This is a genomic window from Paludibaculum fermentans (assembly GCF_051172195.1).
Classification (GTDB): Bacteria; Acidobacteriota; Terriglobia; order Bryobacterales; family Bryobacteraceae; genus Paludibaculum; species Paludibaculum fermentans_A.
The window spans coordinates 408,788-431,379 of the sequence record NZ_JBPJAQ010000004.1; the positions used below are offsets into that span (position 1 = coordinate 408,788).

Annotated in this window: 13 protein-coding genes; 6 read left to right on the top strand and 7 right to left on the bottom strand. The window is 62.6% G+C overall.

What is annotated here, in order from left to right; translation table 11 throughout:
* The first annotated feature begins 59 nt into the window (after positions 1–59).
* From ACR9Y2_RS38505 to ACR9Y2_RS38515, 3 genes are all read left to right on the top strand, one after another.
* Positions 60–719, top strand: a complete 660-nt coding sequence (locus ACR9Y2_RS38505) for a sulfite oxidase-like oxidoreductase (protein ID WP_435047233.1) — start codon at positions 60–62, stop codon at positions 717–719.
* Complete coding sequence (locus ACR9Y2_RS38510; RefSeq protein WP_435047234.1) at positions 709–1,668, top strand: MBL fold metallo-hydrolase; 960 nt, start codon at positions 709–711, stop codon at positions 1,666–1,668. The genes ACR9Y2_RS38505 and ACR9Y2_RS38510 overlap by 11 nt, the downstream gene beginning before the upstream one ends.
* Positions 1,669–1,812: 144 nt before the next feature.
* Positions 1,813–2,502, top strand: a complete 690-nt coding sequence (locus tag ACR9Y2_RS38515) for a porin family protein (protein ID WP_435047235.1) — start codon at positions 1,813–1,815, stop codon at positions 2,500–2,502.
* 117 nt (positions 2,503–2,619) lie between these two features.
* Here the strand turns inward: ACR9Y2_RS38515 and ACR9Y2_RS38520 are convergent, their stop codons facing one another.
* Positions 2,620–6,060 (bottom strand): pyruvate carboxylase, encoded by a 3,441-nt coding sequence (locus ACR9Y2_RS38520; RefSeq protein WP_435047236.1) that lies wholly within the window; start codon positions 6,058–6,060, stop codon positions 2,620–2,622.
* A 170-nt stretch (positions 6,061–6,230) separates the two neighbouring features.
* Here ACR9Y2_RS38520 and ACR9Y2_RS38525 point away from each other — a divergent pair, with 170 nt between their 5' ends.
* Positions 6,231–7,166: a DUF4097 family beta strand repeat-containing protein gene (locus ACR9Y2_RS38525; RefSeq protein ID WP_435047237.1), complete on the top strand. Its 936-nt coding sequence runs from the start codon at positions 6,231–6,233 to the stop codon at positions 7,164–7,166.
* 129 nt (positions 7,167–7,295) lie between these two features.
* On the opposite strand, the gene ACR9Y2_RS38530 is transcribed toward ACR9Y2_RS38525, so the two are convergent.
* The 3 genes from ACR9Y2_RS38530 to nrfH form a co-directional block, all read right to left on the bottom strand.
* On the bottom strand, positions 7,296–8,474 hold the full coding sequence (locus ACR9Y2_RS38530) for a hypothetical protein (protein ID WP_435047238.1): 1,179 nt from the start codon (positions 8,472–8,474) through the stop codon (positions 7,296–7,298).
* A gap of 107 nt (positions 8,475–8,581) precedes the next feature.
* The gene (locus ACR9Y2_RS38535; protein WP_435047239.1) at positions 8,582–10,000 is read right to left on the bottom strand and encodes an ammonia-forming cytochrome c nitrite reductase subunit c552; all 1,419 of its coding nucleotides are present in this window, start codon (positions 9,998–10,000) and stop codon (positions 8,582–8,584) included.
* An 18-nt stretch (positions 10,001–10,018) separates the two neighbouring features.
* Complete coding sequence (nrfH, locus tag ACR9Y2_RS38540) at positions 10,019–10,474, bottom strand: cytochrome c nitrite reductase small subunit (protein WP_435047240.1); 456 nt, start codon at positions 10,472–10,474, stop codon at positions 10,019–10,021.
* An 84-nt stretch (positions 10,475–10,558) separates the two neighbouring features.
* On the opposite strand from nrfH, the gene ACR9Y2_RS38545 reads away from it, so the two are divergent.
* A complete protein-coding gene (locus ACR9Y2_RS38545; RefSeq protein WP_435047241.1) occupies positions 10,559–12,001 on the top strand; it encodes an alginate export family protein in 1,443 nt (480 codons plus the stop codon).
* A 3-nt stretch (positions 12,002–12,004) separates the two neighbouring features.
* Here the strand turns inward: ACR9Y2_RS38545 and ACR9Y2_RS38550 are convergent, their stop codons facing one another.
* The 3 genes from ACR9Y2_RS38550 to ACR9Y2_RS38560 all read right to left on the bottom strand — a co-directional run bounded on the left by ACR9Y2_RS38550 (position 12,005) and on the right by ACR9Y2_RS38560 (position 16,934).
* Entirely contained in the window at positions 12,005–14,695 is a 2,691-nt protein-coding gene (locus ACR9Y2_RS38550) for an ADOP family duplicated permease (RefSeq protein WP_435047242.1), read from the bottom strand.
* A gap of 9 nt (positions 14,696–14,704) precedes the next feature.
* Positions 14,705–15,034: a PadR family transcriptional regulator gene (locus ACR9Y2_RS38555; protein ID WP_435047243.1), complete on the bottom strand. Its 330-nt coding sequence runs from the start codon at positions 15,032–15,034 to the stop codon at positions 14,705–14,707.
* A gap of 838 nt (positions 15,035–15,872) precedes the next feature.
* Entirely contained in the window at positions 15,873–16,934 is a 1,062-nt protein-coding gene (locus tag ACR9Y2_RS38560; protein ID WP_435047244.1) for a HEAT repeat domain-containing protein, read from the bottom strand.
* A gap of 942 nt (positions 16,935–17,876) precedes the next feature.
* Between ACR9Y2_RS38560 and ACR9Y2_RS38565 the strand changes: the two genes are divergently transcribed.
* A partial coding sequence (locus ACR9Y2_RS38565; protein ID WP_435047245.1) for a beta strand repeat-containing protein occupies positions 17,877–22,592 on the top strand: 4,716 nt, incomplete at its 3' end.

Consider the following 22,592-nt stretch of genomic DNA (forward strand, 5'->3'; position numbering starts at 1 on the left):
GCTGCTGCTGCCGGAATTAGTGGCTCGTGACGGCGAATCTTCTCAGGCGAGGTGAAAGAATGTTCGATCTCGAGTCGAAGAAACTGCAGTCGGCGAAGCCCCCTACCCCCGAGGGCCTGCCGGAAGACATCATCGTCAGTCCAGACACCCACCGCGCCAATCGCATCCCGCCCGGCCAGAGCCGTACCCTGAAATGGCCCATTCTGGACGCCGGCGGCCCGCCGCGCATCGACCTGGCCAAATGGCGGCTCGAAATCCACGGCCTGGTCGAAAAAGAGGCCTCCTTCAGTTGGGATGAATTTCAGCAACTCCCTCGAACTAAAGTCTTTAGCGACTTCCATTGCGTCACCCGCTGGAGCCGCCTGGGCAACATCTGGGAAGGCGTCTCCACGCGCGACCTCATGCAGTCCGTTGGAACCATTTCTCCCCAGGCGCGGTATGTATTAGTGCATGGGTACGATTTCGGCTGGACCACCAATCTCCCCCTGGACCAGTTCCTGGCGGAAGACGCGCTGATCGCCACGCACCATGACGGCGAACCCCTCTCTGTCGAACACGGCGCCCCGGCCCGCCTCATCGTGCCGCAACTCTACGCCTGGAAGAGCGCCAAGTGGATCGGCGGCATCGAACTCATCGAGAATGACAAAGCCGGGTTCTGGGAACGCAATGGCTACCATATGAATGGAGACCCCTGGCAGGAGGAACGCTTTGGCTACTGACCTCGTGGCGCCGGCCAAACGGCGCATTGGACGCCGCGCCTGGCTTGGTGGAATTGGCGTGGGCGCGGCAGGTGTCGGAGCAGGCCTGGTCTACAGGGCCGCGCCCTTCTTCTGGAAACAGTTCGCCAAGGACCTGGGCAGCAGCATTGCTCCGGCGCCCAGGCATCCCGATCCGGCCAAATGGCCCGATCAGGGAATCCACGCCGCCTGGTTGGGGCACTCCACCGTCCTGATGAAGATTGATGGGTTCACTATCATCACCGACCCTGTGTTCAGCTCCTGGATCGGCCTGGGCATCGGCCCGTTCACCCTCGGCATGAAACGCCTCATCGAACCGGCGCTGGAGTTGGAAAAGCTCCCCAAAGTCGACCTGATCCTGCTCTCGCACGCCCACATGGACCACTTCGACCTGCCCAGCCTGCGCGCCCTGGAGGCGGATAAGCCCGAAGTCGTCACGGCCCATGCAACGTCCGATCTACTCCGGATCCAGAACTACCGCCGCGTGCAGGAGGTGGGTTGGGGCCAGCAGGTCCGCGTTGGTCCGGCCACCATTCGCGCTTTCGAAGTCCGCCATTGGGGCGCGCGCCTGCGCAGCGACACTTACCGCGGCTATAACGCCTACATCATCCAGACCGGCCGCTATCGCGTCGTCTTCGGCGGCGACACAGCCATCACCGACACCTTCCGCCAGGTGGGCGGCGCCAACCTCGCCATCATGCCCGTCGGCGCTTACAATCCCTGGATCCGCGTGCACTGCAACCCTGAACAGGCGTGGCAAATGGCCAATGACGCCCGCGCCGACCTCGTCCTCCCCATCCACCACCAGACCTTCCACTTGAGCCAGGAATCGTCCAACGAGCCGCTGGAACGCATCCTCAGCGCCGCCGGCAACGCCTGCGACAGCCGCATCCCCGCCCGCGTCATCGGCGACGAACTGCGCCTGGTATAAACTACCTCATCCCTCAGACCTATAAAATTGATACACGCGCTATTCGTCGCAAATAAATAGTGCGTGTAACTTCATATTCATCATTGGCCTGATTTCCGCAACTTCAGCCGATCTCATAGCGTCTTACATACAAGAGGAATGCCTATGAGAAATAACCCCACTATTCACCGCATCTTCGCCATATCCGCATGCACTCTCGCTTTTGCATGCGCGGTAAATGCGCAGACAGAAGAACGCCCAATTTCAGTGGGCGTAATCGGCGGAGTCGGCTTGAATGATCCCTTCGATTCTCGTAACGTCGATATCCTGACACCATCGAATATTCGATATTCGTTCTCCAACCACCGCTACATCGTCGGCCCCATGGTCCAGTTCAATCTGCCGCTGCACCTGGGTCTGGAGGTGGATGCGCTCTACCGTCGTTACAGCTACACATCCGATGCGGCTCCCGTCAACACTCTGGTGACCACTAAAACCAGCTCCAACACCTGGGAATTCCCCATTCTGTTGAAGTATCGGGTCTTCAAAGGCCCGCTGAGTCCCTTTGTGGTGGCAGGTCCCAACTTCCGGTATGTGTCCGAAGGGGAACGCAACACCACCGTCCTGAGCGGCAATCCGCAGAACGGCTCCGACATCGTGCCGCGTGAGTTGAAGAATAGCTTCGCACCCGGCTTTTCCGTCGGGGGCGGCGTCAGCCTGGGGGCCAAATCACTGAAGATCGAACCCCAGTTTCGCTACACCCGGTGGGGCTGGGAAAACTTTGCCTCCAATCCCACGGGCTTCTTCAAATCCAATCAGAATCAGGTCGACTTCCTGCTCAACGTCCGGTTCTAGCCGGCGGCCGGTAAATTCGACTAGATTCCAACAGATCGGGCTCTATGCGAAGGGAAGATTATTCTCTTCCCGTCGCGTAGAGCCCGAGTGATCTATTAGGATGTTCGAGCCGGACTTCTAACTGATCACTATCAGAAGATCTTTCGGCTGCACGGTCTGCCCGACAGCAACATGCCGCGCACTAATGCGGCCCGCCACCGGAGCATATACCGTCGTCTGCATCTTCATCGCTTCCATCACCAGCAACTTCTCGCCCTTCTTCACTTCCTGGTTGAGTTCCACCGCGATACTCGTCACCGCCCCCGGAATTGGCGCGCCCACCTGGCCAGGCACCGCTACATCCGCCACCGGATGCGCCTTCGTCTCCGCCTTCAGCTTCCGGTCCCGGATCGTCACCTCGCGCGGCTGGCCGTTCAGTTCAAAGAATACGGTCCGCGTCCCGTCGGGATGCGGGTCGCCCACCGCCACGAACTTGATCACCAGCGACTTGCCAGCCTCAATCTCGACCGTGATCTCTTCCCCAGTCTTCATCCCATAGAAGAACGTCGGGGACGGCAGCACCGTCAGGTCCCCATAAGCGGCTCGCGCCCTGTCGAACTTCGTGAAGACATCCGGGTACATCACATAGCTCATCAGATCGGTCTCCGATGGCTTGTGGCCCGTCTTCTTCTCCACCACCACGCGCGTTTCGTCGAACTGGATCGGCGCCAACTTTGCGCCCGGCCGGCCCTTGCCCGCCTTCTTGCCCTTCAAAATCACGTTCGAGATCTTCTTTGGCCAGCCGCCCTCCGGCTCGCCCAGCGTCCCCTCGAACATCTCCACAACCGAGTTCGGAATGTTCAGGCTGTGCCCGGCGCCCAGGTTCTCGAACTCCTTCACCGTCATGCCGTGCTGGATCAGGAACAGCGCCATGTCGCCCACCACTTTGCTCGAGGGCGTCACCTTCACGATGTCCCCGAACGCCTGGTTTACGTCCGCGTACATCCGCGCGATCTCGGGCCATCTCGGACCCAGGCCCAGGTTCTCGGCCTGCTCCCTCAGATTCGTATACTGCCCACCCGGCATCTCGTGGATATACACGTCTGCCGTCCCCGACCGCGGAGCCGTATCAAACGGAGCATAGTTCGCCCGCACCACTTCCCAGTAGTCCGACGCCCGGTTCAGCGCCTCGAAATCGAGCCCCGTCCCGCGCGTCCGGTCGTGCTGCAGCGCCGCCACAATCGAGTTCAGGTTGGGCTGCGAAGTCGAACCGCTCATCGACGACAGCGCCGCGTCCACCGCATCTACCCCCGCCTCGCTGGCCTTCAGGATCGAAGCCGCGTTCAGCCCGCTGGTGTCGTGCGTGTGGAAGTGCAGCGGCAGTCCGATCTCTTCCTTCAGCGCCTTCACAAGCTTGTGCGCCGCATAGGGCTTCAACAACCCGGCCATGTCCTTGATCGCCAGGACGTGCGCGCCCATCTTCTCCAGTTCCTTGGCCATCTTCACGTAGTAGGCCAGCGGATACTTGTCGCGCTTCGGGTCCAGGATGTCGCCCGTGTAGCAGATCGCCGCCTCACACACCTTGGGCGTCCGCCGCACGGCTTCCATCGCCACCTTCATGTTCGGCAGCCAGTTCAACGAGTCGAAGATGCGGAAGATGTCCATGCCTTCCGCCGCCGCCACTTCCACGAAGCGCCGCACGGCGTTGTCCGGATACGCGGTGTAGCCCACTGCATTCGACGCCCGGAACAGCATCTGGAAACAGATGTTCGGCACCAGCTCCCGCAGCCGCCTCAGCCGCATCCAGGGATCCTCGTGCAGGAATCGCATGGTGACGTCGAAGGTCGCCCCGCCCCACATCTCCAGGCTGTACAGCCCGCTCAACCGGTGGGAGTAATAGTTGGCGATCTGCAGCATGTCGTAGGTCCGCATGCGCGTCGCCATCAGACTCTGGTGCGCGTCGCGCATCGTCGTATCCGTGACCAGCAGCCGCTTCTGGTTGCGGGTCCACTCCGCAAACCCGGCCGCGCCCAACTCGTCCAGCAGTTGCCGCGTACCCTTGGGCGGTTCGGCCGCGTTGTGCTCCGGTGCCGGAGCCGTCCGCGTCGTCGCCGGCGCCACCCGGTTCGCCATCTCCGGATTCCCGTTCACCATCACGTCGCCCAGGTAGGTTAGCAGCCGTGTCGCCCGGTCCTGCCGGGCCTTGAACCGGAACAGCTCCGGTGTCTGCTCCAGAAAGGTCGTCGTCGCCTCGCCCGCCTGGAACTTCGCGTTGTGGATCACGTTCTCCAGGAACGGGATGTTCGTCTTCACGCCGCGAATGCGGAACTCGCGCAAGACGCGGTCCATGCGCTGGCAGGCCTGCACGAAGTTGTTGCCGCGCGTCGTCACCTTCACCAGCAGCGAGTCGTAATAGGGCGTGATCACCGCTCCGCCATAGGCCGACGCTCCGTCCAGGCGCACACCGAAGCCGGCGGGCGAACGGTAGGTCTGAATCTTGCCGTAATCGGGTAGAAAGTTCTTGGCCGGATCCTCGGTCGTCACGCGGCACTGCAGCGCCGCTCCGGTCACCCGGATCTCGTCCTGCGGTGGAATGCCCATCTCGGCGCCATGCAGCTCCAGTCCATGCGCCACCTGGATCTGGGCCCGCACGATGTCGATGCCCGTCACTTCCTCGGTCACCGTGTGCTCCACCTGCACGCGCGGGTTCACTTCAATGAAGAACCACTCGCCGGAGTCCACGTCCACCAGGAACTCCACCGTGCCGGCGCTGTAATACTTGGCGTGCGAGCACAGTTTGACGGCCGCCGCGCACAGTTCCTGGCGAATCCTGAGATCCAGCCCGAACGCCGGAGCCACCTCCACCACCTTCTGGTGACGCCGCTGCACGCTGCAGTCACGCTCCCACAGGTGGACCATGTTGCCGCGTGTATCTCCCAGAATCTGTACTTCCACGTGTTTGGCGCGCCGGATGTAGCGCTCCATGAACACCGCGCCGTTGCCAAACGCCGCCTGCGCTTCGGCCGTCGCTTCGTGGAACCGCGCCTCCAGTTCCTCGGGCTTGGTCACCACCCGCATACCACGCCCGCCGCCGCCGAAAGCAGCCTTAAGAATCAACGGGAAACCGATCTTCGGAGCCAGCTTTTTGGCCTGCTCGAAGCTTGCGGCGGGCTTCTCGGTTCCAGGCAGGGTCGGTACACCGGCCTCGTGCGCCAGGCGCCGCGCCGCGGTCTTATCGCCCAGCATCTCCAGGATTCGTTCGCTCGGCCCGACGAAGGTGATCCCTGCCGCGGCGCACGCCTTGGGCAGGGCTGGATTCTCGCTCAGGAATCCATACCCGGGGTGGATGAAATCAACACCCTTCTCCTTGGCCAGCGAAACGATGCCCTCGACGTCCAGATAGGCCTGGACCGGCCCCATGCCTTCCCCAATCAGGTAGGCTTCGTCGGCCTTGAAGCGATGCAGGCTCAACCGGTCTTCCTGGCTGTAAATAGCCACCGTTCCGAGCCCTAACTCGTTGGCGGCACGGAAGATCCGAATCGCAATTTCCCCTCTGTTCAGCGCCAGTAACTTCTTCATTAAGTTCAGGCTAACATGACGCCCAAGCCCTCACCGTCAAACCGTACGACAGTTTCCAGCCCCTTGGCCGTTTCCACCAGCCCCGGCCTGCGACCAGCTTTTTTGGCACAAAGGGCGAAGTTTCGGAACATTGCCGCCGCTTGGTCCGTAGTAAAGACGACGAGGTCTCTATGCAACGAAACTGGCTCGCACTCTCTCTAGTCTTTGGAACCCTCTCGCTCACCGGCTGCGACATCGATCCGTCGGACTGGGGCAACTCAGACCGGTATAAGGAGGAGTTCTCCTATCAGCACAAGCTCAATCCCGGCGGCCGGGTCGTGCTGGAGACCTTCAACGGTTCCGTTGAAGTCCTCGGCTGGGATGGAGACAGGGTCGATATCAGCGGCACCAAGTATGCCTCGCGTGAAGAGGTCATGAAGGATCTCAAGATCGACGTCATTTCCGATCCCGGCTCCCTCCGTATTCGCGCGCTGCGGCCCATGGAGCGCAACTGCAACTGCGGAGCCCGCTTCGTCATCAAGGTTCCGAAGAAGGCCATTCTGGACAACATCCAGACCTCGAACGGCAGCATGCGGGTCGAATCCATCCAGGGCAATGCCCGGCTGAAGACCTCCAATGGCTCCATCCGAGTCTGGAATGTCGAGGGTTCCCTGGAAGCAACCACCTCGAACGCCAGCGTCGAGCTGGATAAGTTCAAGGGCGCCGCCACCATCATTACCTCCAACGGCCGCATCAAGGCCGACGGCGTGGAAGGCGCGTTCAGCGCGCACACCTCCAACTCCTCCATCGACGTCCAGATCGTTTCGCTGGAAACCGGCCGGTCGATGGACCTGGAGAGCTCCAACGGCAGCATCAATGCTACGCTCGACTCGTGGAACAACAATGCGGTCCGCGCCAGCACCTCGAACTCGTCCATCAACCTGCGCGTGCCCGAGAACATCCATGCCGACCTGCGCGCCTCCACCTCGAACGGCAGCATCACCTCGGACATCTCCATCAACACCAATCAGTTCAGCAAGACCCGCGTCAGCGGCCAACTGAACGGTGGTGGCGCCCTGCTGGACCTCACCAGTTCCAATGGCAACATCCGGCTTCTGAAGAAGTAACTGTCCCATCTCCTGCGGGAACTACTGCCCGGCGCGCCCTGACCCGGCGCTCCGGGCTTTTTCACGTCCAGACGCACGTACGGGGCGGATCGGCTCCGCCCCGTACGTTTGAACTGGTTGTTGGCAGCGCTACTTGTGGCGCGCAACCTGCAGATTGGATTCGATCTTGCCCGCGCCGTAGCCCATGCGGAAGGCCATCGGCTTGACGTCCTTGCGCTGCGCTTCGTAGGCGGCCCGCAGGTCTTTCTGGGTGCGGAACTGGAAGTCCGCGCCGAACGGTGACACATAATCGCCATACAGCTGGACCTGCCAATGCTCCGGGGTGAAGTACTTCCACGGCACACCGGAGTCGTCCTGGATGATCAGGGCGCTGTCGTCCAGCACCATCTGGCGGATCTGCTTGAAGCCGTCGCTGTGCATCATATAGGATGTCGACTTCAGCAGCGTGCAGCTCTTGCCCAACCCGGCCACGTAAGTCTTGAAGGCCGCATTGTCCTTCATATGGGCGTCGTCCAGATTCAGTGAGATGTAGACCAGGGTGGCCGGCTTCTCGCCCGCCCGCTCGATCTCCAAAGACAGTCCGCGGTTCCGGCCGAAGGCGGCGCGCTGGGTATCGACCGCGCGAGGAACCAGCTTCCCGTTCTCGTCCAACTGGACATACTGGTAGCCATTGATCTGGTAGCCCAGCCGGGCCAGCAGAATCAGCATCGGCTCGGCCACCCCGTCCGTTACCTGGCCGCGCAACTGGCGGTCCATCTCGCGTGTGACGAAGAAGCTCTTACCCAGCAGCGAGGACAGCGTGCTGGCGATCTGCGGCAGCTCCTTGCCCAAGTCGAGCTTCTCGAACTGAGCGGCGGTGGGTATGCGGCCCGGCGGCTCCAGCGCAGCCATTGAGTAAGTGGTGTGCCCGGGGAAAAACACCAGCATCGTCAGGGCGTCACCGCCGGAGAAGGGATACCAGATCGGGCTGCCGTCGACCGGAGCACCCACCAGCTCGGATCGCTGGAACTTGGTCATGCCCGCCTTGCGGCGCTTCTCGAAGCCGGCCCACGCTTCATCCATCTGGCGAGCATGGTCGATCCAGGCCTTCTGGCTTTCCAGAGCCTTATAGGCACTGCCTTCCAGGCCGGGCATACCGGCGAGGAATCGGGCGGCATCGTCCGCTTCCCGGTTGGCGGGTTTCGGCGGAGTGGCCGCAGCCTTTTCAGGAGCGGATTTCGTGGAGGAGGTCGCCGGACCCTCCGAAGCATGACAAGCGGCGAGTGCAAGGGAGCTGATCAGGCACAGCAGGAGCCCGGTACGGTTCATGGGTCATCCCTAGTGTAGCGTCCCAACAGGCTATCGAATGGGCAGATTCTGCCCCGAATGCATTGAAAATTTGAATCTTCGCGATAGGCTGCGGCGTCTGCCAGCGGCTAGTCGCCGTGGCCGGACCTACCGCCAACGCCCGCTTGCGCCTTTTTGACCACGGTAATGCCGCGCAGCGACAACTGGCCCTTCCGGATGGTGTCCAGTGCCTGGGTGAGTACCCGCAGCGACTCGCCCGGCGCATGGAATCCGCCCGAGTTCTCAGCCTCCACCAGGTCGATGAAGAACTGGGCCTTGCGCTGGGCCGCCCAGGCATCCTTCAGCTGATCGTCGGTCGCGCCGGCCTCGCGCAGCTTCTTCGTGTCCTCGATCAAGGCCATCAGAGCGTCCATGGCGACGTCGCGCGACTCGTGGAAGCGCGCCTGGATCTGCTCCACACGGGCCTTCATCTCCTCCTCGGGGAAGTGGTGGCAACCCTGGCAGGCGCGGTTGATGTTCAACAGCGGGCTGCGCACCCAATGGTCTGAGACCTTGGTGCCGCCCTCGCGCTTATACGGCATGTGACAGTCGGCGCAGGCGACGCCGGACCGCGCGTGAATCCCCTGATTCCAGAATTCGAACTCCGGATGCTGGGCCTTCAGCACCGGAGCGCCGGTCTCCTTGTGGGTCCAATCTTTAAACTTGATCTCTTCGTAGTAGGCATACATGTTCTCCGCCTTCAGCCCGTTCTTCCATGGGAAGGTGAGGCGCTTTTCGTCACCCTTGAAGTGGTATTCCACGTGGCACTGCCCGCACACGAAACTGCGCATCTCCTGGGCCGTGGCCATCGTATTCACGTCATAGTTCTGGACACCCTGCGAGGCTTTGTAGGCCCGGATGCCTTCGATAAACGCCGGCCGCGTGATGCGCAACTGCATCGTCTTGGGCTCGTGGCAGTCGATGCAGCTGACGGGGTGCTTGGCGAGCTTGGCCGCTTCCAGGTAGGGCGTGTGGTTCAGTTTGTCGAAGCCCTTGAAGATGTCGCCATCGCCGAGCTTCTTGTAGATGTTGTAGGTCGACGCATGGCAATTAAGGCAGGTGCCGGGTTGCTTGAACTCGGTCACGCGCTTTGTATAGCGCTGGTCGTCGAGCATGTAGGAGTGGCCGCGCTCCTCGCGGAAGTCGACTGAGAAGGCGTAGCCGGCCCACATGGTTCTGAGTCGTTTGTCCTCATCGATCTTGCTCTGCGCGACGACGGAACGCGGGTCGGCCTGGGTGGGGGCATGCGGCAAGGCCTCGCTGCCGCCGTAGCGCGTCCGGGTCTGGTCCACCGTCCGCTTGTAGTCGTCGTACTGCAGCGGGAAGTTCTTGCCCCATACGGCCGGGTCGTCCGTCTCATCGGTCAGTTCCACGACCCGGAAGAAGGCATTCTTCGACTCCTGCTTGTGCTCGAGGATATTCACCAGCAAAGCAGTGATGCCCACCGTCACGACGGCGGTGAAAAGGATGGCAAGAATGAGTAGCTTTTTCGAATTGTTGGCTGGCATGGTGAAATGAAACCCCGATTAGTGCTGATGGCCTACGTTGCGGTGGCAGGTGGTGCAGGCGATATCGTCTTTTTTGTGGCGCGTGGACCGGATGCCATCGGTGATGTCTTCATGGCATTTCATGCAGGCCTCTTCGGCCACCTTGTGGTTGCGCGCGGTGATCTGGATGTCGTCTGGAAATCTTCCGGAGGTGAAGGCCAGGGAGTGATGGAAGCCATTCAGGGCCTTGGTGAAGTACTTCGGCAGGAAGCCGTGCGGCGTGTGGCAGTCGTTGCAGACCGCGGCTTTGCGGTGGCTCGACTTCATCCAGCCCTCATATTGGTCCCGCATGACGTGGCAGTTAGCGCAAGCCTTGGGGTCGTCGGTCAGATAGGAGGCGCCGCGGGCATAGCCGAACGTGTAAACACCGACGCCCATCAGGACACCCAGGGGGATCCCGAGCAGCAGCGATGTGATGGCGCCCTTTTCTTTCATTGCCTCGAATTTATATCATGGATGAAACCTTCACAGTGACTCAGGTCACATTTCTGAAATTCAGGACTCGATAGCCTTAAATTAATGCGCACCACAGTACTTCTCTCGCTCTCTCTCTACGGTTTGGCCGCCTTCGGCCAGGACCCGATCAAGGTCGGAAGTGTAACTATTAGCGGGAGTTTGCGCTCCAGGACTGAGATCTGGGATTACTTCCAGGGCGCCGCGAACAACGACTATGCCTTCAGCGGGAACATCTTCAAGCTGAGCTTTGCGCAGACCACCAAGAAGGTGGACTGGCAGTTCGAGCTGGCGGCGCCGTTCCTGTTGAGCCTGCCGGATGACGCGATTTCGGTCGCACCGCAGCTCCAGCTCGGATTGGGCGGGAATTACTATGGGGCGAACAAAGCGCACCGGTTTGCCGGAATGATCTTCCCGAAGCAGGGCTATCTGCGCTTCAAAGGCCTGTTCGGCGACAAGGACCAGAGCCTGCGTGTGGGCCGTTTCGAGTGGATGGACGGCGGAGAAGTTACGCCAAAGGATGCGACCCTGGCGGCGCTCAAACGCGACCGCGTTAACCAGCGCCTGATCGGACCATTTGGCTGGTCGCATGTGGGCCGCAGCTTCGACGGTTTCGAGTACAAGGCGTCGAAGGGGGCGATCACCTATTCAGTGGTCAGTGCCCTAACGACCCGCGGTGCATTCCAGGTGGATGGGTGGGGCAACCTCAAGACCGGATTCTCGTACGGTTCCGCCACCGGACAGGTGGGCAAGGGCAGGAACGTGGGTGAATGGCGGGCGCTGGCGGTCTACTACCAGGATTGGCGCCACGTGCTGAAGACGGACAACCGGGCGGCGGCTGTGCGGCTGGCGGATATGAACAACATCCGGATCGGGACCTACGGCGGCCACTACATCCACAGGACCGAGACGTCGGCCGGCATCTTCGACTTCATGCTGTGGGGGATGCTGCAGAGCGGCAAGTGGGGCCGGCAGGATCACAGGTCGAACGCCTTTGACCTCGAAGCCGGGTGGCAGCCCAAGGCGATGCCGAAGCTGAAGCCGTGGCTGATGGGGGGCATTACGCGGACGGGCGGCGACAACGACCCGACGGACAACAGGCATGGGTCCTACTTCCAGATGCTGCCGACGCCGCGCCCGTATGCGCGCATCCCGTTCTACAACATGATGAACAACCGGGACATCTACGGGATTCTGGCGCTGCGGCCGCACAAGGCAGTAACGATCCGGTCGGAGTTCCATTCCCTGGCGCTGACCAATCGCAACGATCTCTGGTATGTGGGTGGCGGCGCGTTCCAACCCTGGAGTTTCGGCTTCATCGGGCGCAACACCGGCAAGGCGAAGAGCCTGGCAAATCAGTGGGATACAAGCATCGACTGGACTGTGAACAAGAACTGGAGCATCACCGGCTTCTATGCGTATGTGGACGGCAAGGCGGCGATGCGGGCGATCTATCCGAACGACCAGAACGCCCAGTTCGCCTACATTGAGCTGAACTACAAGTTCTAGCGGCTACTCACTGCGCAGGGCCACCACCGGATCAACGGCGGCGGCCCGGCCGGCGGGGAAGGCTCCGGCCAGCAGGGCGACCAGCGCGAAGATGGCGGTGGCTGAGCCGATGACCAGCGGGTCTACGGTGCGGATGCCGAACAGCAGGGAGCGCACCAGGGTGATGAGGCCCAGCGACGCCAAGAGTCCGGTGAGCAAGCCCCCGCCGACCATGCCAGCTAAGTCCTTACCCACCAACATGACGATTTCGCCGCGCTGGGCGCCGAGGGCGGAACGGATGCCGATCTCACGGGTCCGGCGGGCGACGGAGTAGTTGAGCAGGCCGAACAGGCCGATGGCGGCCAGGACCAGACCCAGCAGGGCGAAGGTACCGCCGATGACGGCCAGCAGGCGCTCGCGCAGGAGGGTGTTGCCGATGAGGGTTTCGAGCGTGGAGATTTCGCGGAGGCGGGAGCCTGAGCCGACGGCCGCGGCTTCCCTTTCGACCAGCCTGGAGAGGGAAGGCAGATCGAGGCCGGAACGAACATGCAGGCTGAAGTAGCGATCTCCATTCAGCGGCATGTAGACCATCGGGGCGGGCGCCCTCCGCAGACTGTAGTAGTGGGAGTCGTTGACCACGCCGACGATCCGGTGGTTCACCATCCTGGGCTGGCTCGAGCGTTGAAATGGTTTGTCGATCGCGGCCGCCGGGTCTTCTGACTGGAAATACTGGCGAACGAAGGCCATGTTGACCACAGTGGCGATGACTGGATCCTCCTGGGTTTCGCGCGGCATGAAGTCGCGGCCAGCCAACATCCGGGTCCGCATCGTCTGGAAGTAGCCGGACGAAACGGGGTAAAAGATCTCTTCCCGTTCACTGGGCGGTTTGCCGGGCAGGAAGATCTGGTCGGTCCAGGTGCTGCCTTCCAGGACTGCCCAGGGAGCGACAGCCGCTGCCTGTACGCCGGGCAGTGCCGCCACGCGGTCACGCACCTGGAGCAACAGGCCCAGGCGCCGCGGATCCTTATCTCCCAACTCGTTACTGATGGAGAAGAGGGCGAGTTGGTGGGGGTCGAAGCCGGCGTCGACGGCCCGCAGGTTTCTTAAGCTGAAGAGGAAACAGGCTCCGGCCATGACGAGGCAGAAGGCAAAGGCGACCTGGATGCTGACGAAGAGGCGTCCCAGGCGCAGGCGGCCGCCGTGGCTGGCCACGCCTCGGAGCACCTGCATGGGCTGAGTCCCGGAAGCCTGCCAGGCCGGCAGCATGCCGAACAGCAGGGTGGCCACGGCGGAGGTAACGGCACAGAAGAGGAGGACGCGGGAGTCCAGGGCTAGGACGAACCGGTAGGGGTCTCCGGAGGTAGCCAGCATGGCGACGACCGCTGGGGCCGCCAACCGGGCGATGAGCCAGCCCGCGATTCCAGCCAGGCCGGCCAGCATGAGGCTCTCCGTCAATAATTGGCGGACCAGGCGCAAGCGGGCGGCGCCCAGGGAGATGCGCATCGCCATCTCGGCGGCGCGGGCTGACGCCCGGGCCAGCAGCAGGCTGGCGACATTCGCGCAGGCGATGAGCAGGATGGCGGCCGCGACGCAGAGCACAATCCAGAGAGGACGGGCAAAGGTGGTGCGGAAGCTGGATACGCCGCGCGCTCCGGATTGCACGAAGATCTTCATTGCCAGGATCTGTTTGACGAGCACGGCGGGCGCCGTCGCAAACTGCTTCAGCCTGTTCGTGTTGAACTGGCTGAGCACCGGCTGCAAGCGGGCAGCCAACTGTTCGCGAGTCGCGCCGGGGTTGAGGCGTCCGGCGATGCGCATCCATTGCCAGCCTTCGTTGGTGAAGGCCTGCTTTTGATACATCATCGCTGGCATCCAGACGTCGACGAAGCGGCTGGGCTCATTGCCGAAGAAGCCCTCACGCGCCACGCCGATGATCGTATGGAGCACCTTTTCGTGGACCAGTGTACGGCCGAGGACACCGGGATCGCCGTGGAAGCGGCGTTGCCAGTAGTCATAGCTGAGGACCATCACAGGGTGCCCGCCGGGGACCTTGTCTTCGGCGGCCGTGAACAGGCGGCCCAGTGCCGGCGTGACGGCAAATACCTGGAAGAATTCTCCGGAAACATAGGCCCGGGTGACCTTCTCGAGGGGCGCGCCAGGCGCCGATTCATGCACCTCGCCGCGGCCGGGATAGCCGGCGACCACCAACCGGGCAGAGTCGCCAGCCGCCTCCCGAAAGCGGGAGAGCAGAGGATAGCTAAAGGAGACGTTCTCGTCGCGTGGTTCGGAACCGGGTTGCTGGACGGGGGTTGTGGCCAGGTAGATCAGGCGGTCCGGGTCCGGGACGGGCAGTTTGCGCAGGATGGCGGCGTCGACGACGGAGTAGATGGCCGTGTTGGCGCCGATGGCGAGGCTGAGGGAGAGGATGGCGGTGATGGCGAAGACGGGGTTGCGGCGGAGGGCGCGCCAGCCGTAGCGGAGGTCCTGGAGGCCGGTTTCGAGGCCGAACCAGAGGCGGATGTCGCGGCTGCGTTCGCGGATGAGGGTGGAGTTGCCGAAACGGAGGGCGGCCTGGCGGCGGGCCTCCTCGGGCGAGAGACCTTTGGCCTCCAGGCGTTTGGCGCGCTGCTCGAGGTGTTCCTGGAACTCGTCGTCGAGTTCGGACTCCAGCGGTTCCGGCCGAAGGGCATTCCTGAAGCGGGATAGCCAGCTCATGGGGACTCCTTACGCCTGCTGCAGAACCCGGGCGACGCCCATGGAGAAGCCAGCCCAGCGCTGGGCTTCGGCGGACAACTGGCCCTGGCCCTGGGCGGTGATGCTGTATTGGCGGGCCCGGCGTTTGCTGCCGGTGATGGTCCACTCGGCGGCGACCCAACCTTTCTCCTCCATGCGGTGGAGCGCGGGGTAGAGGGAACCTTCCTCGACCTTGAGGGCCTCGTCGGAGAGGTCCTCGATGAAGTTGGCGATGGCGTAGCCGTGGAGGGGTCCGCGGCGGTCGAGCAGGGTCAGGACCAGGAGGTCGAGGGCGGTTTGGGCGGAGTTCTGTGGAGGCATACCTATTATGCTAGGGGTATCGTTCTAGGGATAGTGAACCATGGGTGAGGGCGGGGGTCAAGTAAACAAAGTGAGCAGATGGGCCTTCCGGCCTGGAGAACACCCGGGGAATAAATGGCTTTGATCACTCAGAACTGGTGGATTGAAGGGGGGGTGCTCGTTGGTGGGGCTCGATCGGCCAGCAGGTTTCAGGACTGAATGGCTTTGATCGCTCAGAGCTGGTGGATTGGGGGCATGCGCAGGTTGCGGGATTCTACCAGACCGCCAGGGTCAACATTGAATGGCTTTGATCCCTCAGAGCTGGCGGATTGGGGGGGCGGGTGCTCGTTGTAGCAACTCTATCAGACCGCCGGGGTCGAGATTGAATGGCTTTGGTCCCTCAAATCTGATGGATTCGGGTTCGCGTGCTGGTTGCGGGATTCGATCTGACCGCCGACGCCGGGGCGGAATGGCTTTGATCGCTCAGAGCTGGTGGATTGGGACGAGCGTCGATTTGCCGGGGCATTGGGGTTCGCCTAGCTCGGCGCGGCGGTCTCATCGGGAGAAGCGGAGGTGAGGATTTCAAAGATCAGGCAGGATACTTGTCCGTCGACCAGCATCCTGCGCTGCCGGTACGCGCTTGCGCGGCCCGGACGGTGCTGAGCATAGCAGGCGATGCAAGGCCTTTCCTGTATCAGGAGTACGTAAGTGCCTGAGAGCAAAAGAACAGATTTTTCCAGTTCGCCAGTGACCGCATGGGGTGGGCTGGGGGTTTGCGGTGACTCCACCGACTCACTTACGTTCGCGGCTCAATGATGCTGTGCGCGCAGGTGCGGGCCGAGTTTCGGTTGAGCGGGGATTAGGACTTGCGGGCCAACTGCTTGAACGATCCGTCCAGATTGAGGTTGAAGGAAGTGTCCCGCGGGCTCTCGTTGTGCGGAGCGGAGGGAGTGGGTGTTTCGATCGCCGGTTCCGGTTGAGGTGGCGGCTGGGGTAATTGGTCTGTGACGAGCGGCGGGGCAGTGTGGGGGGCCGGGCAGGAATTCTCCTCGGCGGGCAAGTTCAGGATGGCGCGGCGGGCGGCGTCGCGGACGGTACTGTTCCGGTCTCCGAGCACCCGCAGGAGGGGTTCGCGGTAGCGGCGTTCTCCGGTTTTGCCCACGACCCAGGCGGCCGTGGCGCGGAAGGAGGGATGTTCGTGCGCCAGCATGGACTGCAGATGGTGGGCGACGCGGTGATCCTTGAGCAAGTGCAACCCGTAGAGGGCGTTACCGGCGACGCGGTTGTTGGAGTCTTCGATGGCTTTGGTCAAGCGCGCGCGGACATGGGGTGTATCGACACCCCAAAGGGATTCCACGATATTCGCCCTCAAGCGCGGATTGCCGGAGGAGAGCTGGCTGTCGACCCAAGTTGGGTTGGAGACGCGGCGGGCGAGGAGCATGGCCACTTTGGAAGCCACGGCGGGCGAGCAGTCCCGCAGAAGGCGGGCCAGGGTCAGGGTAAGGCGGCCACCGGGCGAGATTTCGTCCAAGGCACCGAGGACATGGAGGAGCGATTGAGTTTGGGGTGGGTCCTGCGTGAAGAGGACATTGGCCAGTTTTGCGTCGAAGCGAGAGTCCACGAGGAGCATTGCGCGGCCGATGAGCACGAAGGCCGCGCGGCTGAAAGAGTCTGGGCTGGAGAGGAAGGGGAGGAACTCCGGAACACTGATGAGGTAGTCGCAGAGGGCGCGATGCTCCAGCGTCACAGGCGGCACTTGGATGAGAGAGAGTACGACTGCGAAGAGCGGGGCCGGCGCCGGGAGACCTAGATCCCGCCAAAGATCGCGCGGAGCTTTCCTGGGACTTGCGAGGCAATCCCGGACGGGTTCCAGGATAGCCTGTTCGCCGGAGGTGAGAGTCCGGCCCAGGAGTGTTGCCATCAGAGGCCACCGATCCGAGGTGGGGGGGACCCAGGGCGGGCCGGTTGGTCCGGGCTGGTGCGGAGGGAGCCGGCCGGGGCGCGGAAGGACGAAACCCAAACGGCACCACGCTCGCGTTCACCGGGGATTGGTAGACGGCTGACGACTGCTTCCACTGTTGGTCCAGATACACGTTCGCTTTGGCACAGCCGGAAGGCTGGGCCGATCAACGATGGACTTATCGGCTGAAAGCGGAGGGTGTCTCTCAATTCTTGCGGTTCCGAGTGATGGCTGAGTGAGCAGGCCGTCGTTCAGGTTCCGGTGCGCCGCGCCGCAAGGTGCCGAGCCTTGGCGCAGGGGGATTGACCAGTGGCGGAGTTCCGGGAGGCGCGCGGGCACTTGGGGTCCAGTTCGACGAAGCTCACGAATAATCCGGGCAGCATGACGGTTTCGCGCAGATTTCCGCGCAATGCGCGGTGAGGACCAGACGGCGCCGGATTGGCGGCCTCTGCCGGAGGGAGCGGGGCGATTCAGAGGTCATCCGCTCACGGACGTTATCGGCTGTTTGGGCACACGCAGAAGGATGGGCGGCCGTCGTGTTGGTCACAGGCGCGCAGTGTTCAGCCAAGCATGGGGTCAGCCGTCAGATGGGCGGGCAGGCAGAGCCGAGAGGGGATGCGTTGTGGGCATTGCACCTGGTTGGCACGTTGGTCTTCGAAGCGGGGGAACGGATGAGGCGGAGGAGGTTCGAGTCAGATGCTGTCCAGACAGGCCGGAATTGCGCTTTTGCCGCAGCGAACAGGAAAGGCCATGAGTACTAGGCCGGAGGATCCTGTCCAGAAAATGTCAGAAAAGATCTTCAACCCAAAGAGCCGATGGCCTTATACTGTCGCCACCCGGGAAGCTAGCGCGAAGATGCCACCGATGGGGTGGCGGCGCATGCAGAGGAGCAATGGAGGGATCATGCAGCCAAAGACGACTCAGGTCACAGGTGTGTCTCGCGATCGCGTGTTGAACGCGCACCGCCTTATTCAAGGGTTCCTGCGGGCGGTTGCCCTGCTGGCGGTGGCGCTGGCGCTGCCGGGCGGTCTTCTGGCACAGCAGTTCGCGCACATTGATCCGCTGCACTTCACCAAGGCATTTGGCGCTGACGATCCCCTGCCGCAAGTGCTGGCGGTGGCGAGCACCACGGCCGCGAATTTCGGTTTCTCAGTTTCGGCTTCGACGTCATCGGGCGGCAACTGGCTGACGGCTTCGCCTTCGGGGAACTGTTGCGTAACTCCGCGAGGAGTGAGAGTGGTGGTGACTACGAGTGCGGCGATGGCGGTGGGCACCTACACGGGCCAGGTTGTTTTTACGTCCGGCGCCCTTGTGCAGACAGTGCCGGTGACGCTGGTTGTGGCTCCGGTGGCGGGGACGTTTTTTGACAACACCCCGGGGCAGGTGAGTTTCTCGATGAAGCCGGGTGGCCATCCGCCATCGCAGGTAGTGCAGGTGCGTAACGCCGGCGTGGGGAGTTTGAACTGGACGTTAACCACAGCAACTTCCAATGGAGGCAACTGGCTGACGGTGTCGTCGTCCTCGGGCACGGCGCCATCCCTGATCACGGTGGGCATCAATACCGCGAACCTGCCCAATGGCGGCAGTACGGCAGGCACGTACAGCGGCCAACTCCTATTCCAGACAGCGGGGGGAGCGAGTATCATCACGGTTCCGATCGGCTTAACCATCGCAACGAACGCGATGTCGCAGGTGAATGCATTGAGTTTCACAAAGCCGTATGCGGGTATCGATCCACTGGACCAGACCATCACCATTGCCAGCCAGGGGGCAGAGTTCGGATTCAGCACATCGGCCACATCCGGTTCGCTGGGGGGGACGTGGCTGAGCGTCAGCCCTTCGGGCAACTGCTGCGTTTCGCCGCGAGCGATTACGATCAGTGCGAATCCCATCGTTTCGCTGGCAGCGGGGAGTTATTTCGGCCAGATCCTGGCGGACAATGGGTCCCAGTTGATGGTGATCCCCATCACGCTGACGATCGCGCCACTGAACAATCCCTTCTTCGATAACACGGCCGGCCAATTGAGCTTTTCGCTGCCAACCGCCGCAACCAACCCACCGCCCGATCAACTGTTGCAGATCCGCAATGCGGGGCCAGGCACGCTGAACTGGACGCTGACGCCGGTGACACATGATGGCGGCAACTGGCTGACGGTTTCGAGCACGAGCGGCACGGCTCCGTCCCAAATCTCCATCGGAATCGTGCCCGCGAACCTGCCAAACGGGGCACTGACCGGAGGAGTCTACACCGCCAACCTGTTGTTTCTCACCTCGGGCAGCAGCATTACGGTGCCAATTACGGTAGCGGTGGGACAGGGCTTTCAGCAGGTGAACGGAATCAGCTTCACGATGCAGCAGGCAGGCCCGAACCCGCTGCCGCAGAACGTCACGATCGCGAGCCTGGGAGCGGCTATGAACTTCAGCGTGGCCTACTCCAGTGCGACGGGAGGGAACTGGCTGAGTGTTACGCCCTCAGGGAACTGCTGTGTGACACCGAGAGCCCTGGTGGCAAGCGTAAATGCTCCGGCCGCCATGCCGGCAGGCACCTACACGGCCCAGATCATTGCGTACAGCGGCGCGACGTCGGTGACCGTCCCGGTGACGTTGACAGTCGCCGCGGCGGCTACGACATTTTTCGATAACGTGCCCGGCCAGTTGAGCTTCACGATGACGCTGGCGGGCGCGGCACCCTCGCCGCAGGTGCTGCCGATCAGAAATCGCGGGACCGGAACCCTGAACTGGAGTGTCAAGGCCACGACATTCGACGGAGGCAGCTGGTTGACGGTGGCGGGCACAAGCGGAACCGCGCCCTCGCTGGTGACGGTGGGCATCGTTCCCGCCAACCTGCCCAATGGGGGTCTTGTGGCCGGTGTCTTCACGGGGCAGCTGCTCTTCGACATGGGTGGCGGCAGTACGGTGACGGTGCCTGTGAGTATGCAGGTGGGAGCGAATGTTTTTGGCCAGATCAACGGGATCCATTTCAGCATGCAGCAGGGTGGCGCGAATCCCCTGCCGCAAGTCATCACTGCCACCCACACGGCTTCGCCGATGAACTTCAGCGTGGCCGCTTCGACCGGCAATGGAGGGGCGTGGCTGAGTGTGACGCCGACCGGCAACTGCTGTACCACCACGAGGCCGATCAAGCTGAGTGTCGCCGCGCCGGTGGGCATGCTGCCCGGGACGTACACGGCGCAAGTCTCTCTGTACACCGGAGCGACCTCGCAGACGGTTCCGGTCACGCTGACCGTATCCCCGACGAACCAGCCGTTTTTCGATAACGTGCCGGGGCAGTTGAGCTACTCGCTGGCCACGCATGCGGGCAATCCGGCTCCGCAGACGGTGCAGCTTCGCAATCGAGGAACAGGAACGCTGAACTGGACGGCGCAGACGAGCACGTTCGACGGCAACAACTGGCTGACCGTTTCGGCAGTCAATGGAACCGCGCCGTCCAATGTGAGTATCGGCATCGTCACTCAAAACCTGCCGAACCAGGGGTTGGTGGCCGGCGTCTTCACCGGTCAGGTGCTCTTCCTTTCCGGGCTAAGCAGTGTCACCGTGCCGATCAGCGTGGTGGTGGGCGGGAACGGCTACGCCCAGGTGAACGGGCTGCAGTTCACGATGCCGCAGGCGGGCGCGAATCCCCTGCCGCAGATTGTCACGGCGACGACTATTGGCGCGGGCGTGAACTTTTCGGTGGCGGGTGCGACCGGCAACGGCGGCAATTGGATGACGGTTTCGCCGACCGGGAATTGTTGTTCGACGCCGCGCGTGCTGACGATTACGGTGGCCGCTCCGGTGGGCATGGCGGCCGGAACGTATACAGCAGAGGTGATCCTGGACAACGGGTCCACCGCAATGGTGGTGCCGGTGACGCTGACGGTAGCACCCGGCAGCCAGTCCTTCTTCGATAACGTGCAGGGGCAGATGTACTTTGGCGCCGCGACGGGGGGCAGCCCAGCGAGTCAATCGTTGACGCTGCGGAGGATGGGTACGGGGCCCTTGAACTGGACAGTCACGCCGATGACGTTCGACAACGGCGCGTGGCTGCAGGTGTCGACCGCAAGCGGCTCGGCGCCATCGACGGTGACGGTGAGCATCGTGCCGGGCAATCTACCCAGCCTGGGCTTGGTGGCCGGCCAGTATACAGGCCAACTCCTGTTTGAAAGCGGCAGCAGCAGTGTGACGGTGCCCGTGAGTGTTCAACTGGGAACGAACATCTTCACTCAGATGAGCGGGCTCAACTTCAGCATGCCATTTGGAGGAGCCAACCCCTTATCGCAGACGGCGACAGTGAACAGCAACGGTTCGGCCCTGAACTTCACGGCAACGGCCTCGGCGGGCAACGGCGGCTCGTGGTTGTCGATCACACCATCGGGCAACTGTTGTGCGACGTCGAGGGTGATCACGTTCAACGTGGCCGGCTCTCCTGGCGGCGTGCCGGTGACGGCCGGGGTTCATACCGGACAGGCGGTGTTCAACGGAGGGACCTCCGCGGTGACAGTCCCGGTTACCTTGACGGTGCAGAGTGCCACCTGGGGCATCACCAAAACCCATGCCGGGAATTTCTCGCAAGGGCAGCAGAACGCGACTTACACGGTGACGGTGACCAATCCGGGTGGTGGCGGGGCGACCAGCGGGACGGTGACGGTAGCCGAGGCGGTGCCGGCGGGCATGACGCTGGTATCGATGGCGGGCAGCGGATGGTCGTGTCCGGCCGGAGGGAGTACGTGTACGCGGAGCAACTCGCTGGCGGCCGGCGCCAGTTACCCGGCCATCACCGTGACGGTGAATGTTTCGTCGGGGGCTCCGGCGCTGGTGACGAACCAGGTGAGCGTGACGGGCGGCGGGCTACTGGATGGGCAGGCGAGCAATCCGACGATCATCATCTCCGGACCCACTCCGGTTTCGGTGGTACCTGGTAGCGGCAGCGGCACGACGCAGACCTTCACCGGAGTGTTTGCGGTGGCCGACGATTATCACAATCTGGCGTGGATCCAAATGCTGTTCGGCGTGAGCCCGGACGGAGGCGGCCAGTCGTTCTGCTTTGTGCACTATGACGTGGCGGGGAACGGGTTGTGGTTCTACGGGGATGGTGGATTCTTCGTGGGCCCGGTGACTCCGGGTACCTTGTCGAACGGGCTGCAGAACTCGCTATGCGCGCTGAACACTTCGGCTTCGAGTGTAGTTGGCGCCGGAACAACGCTGACATTGAACGCGAACCTGGTGTTCAAGCAGGCGAGTGTGCGCAACATCTACATGCGCACGCTGGACCGGTCGGGCATCGACTCGGGCTGGGTGCAGAGGGGTACCTGGACGTCGTTGGCCGCAACGCTGGGGACGATGACGGTTGGGCCGAACGCCGGCAGTGGTTCCAGCCAGACGTTTACGTTGACGTATCCGGACCCGCCCGGGTTTGCGGGCAGCGCATTCGGCTGGGTGCAGTTCCTGATCGCGGCGGCAGCCAATGGGGGCGGGCAGCCCTTCTGCTTCCTGCACTATGACCGCGGGGGCAACGGGCTGTGGATGTACTCGAGCGACGTCGGATTCTTCCTGGGTCCGGTGTCACCGGGCGCCGCCTCGAACGCGCTGGACAGCAGCGCGTGCTCGATCAACACAGGG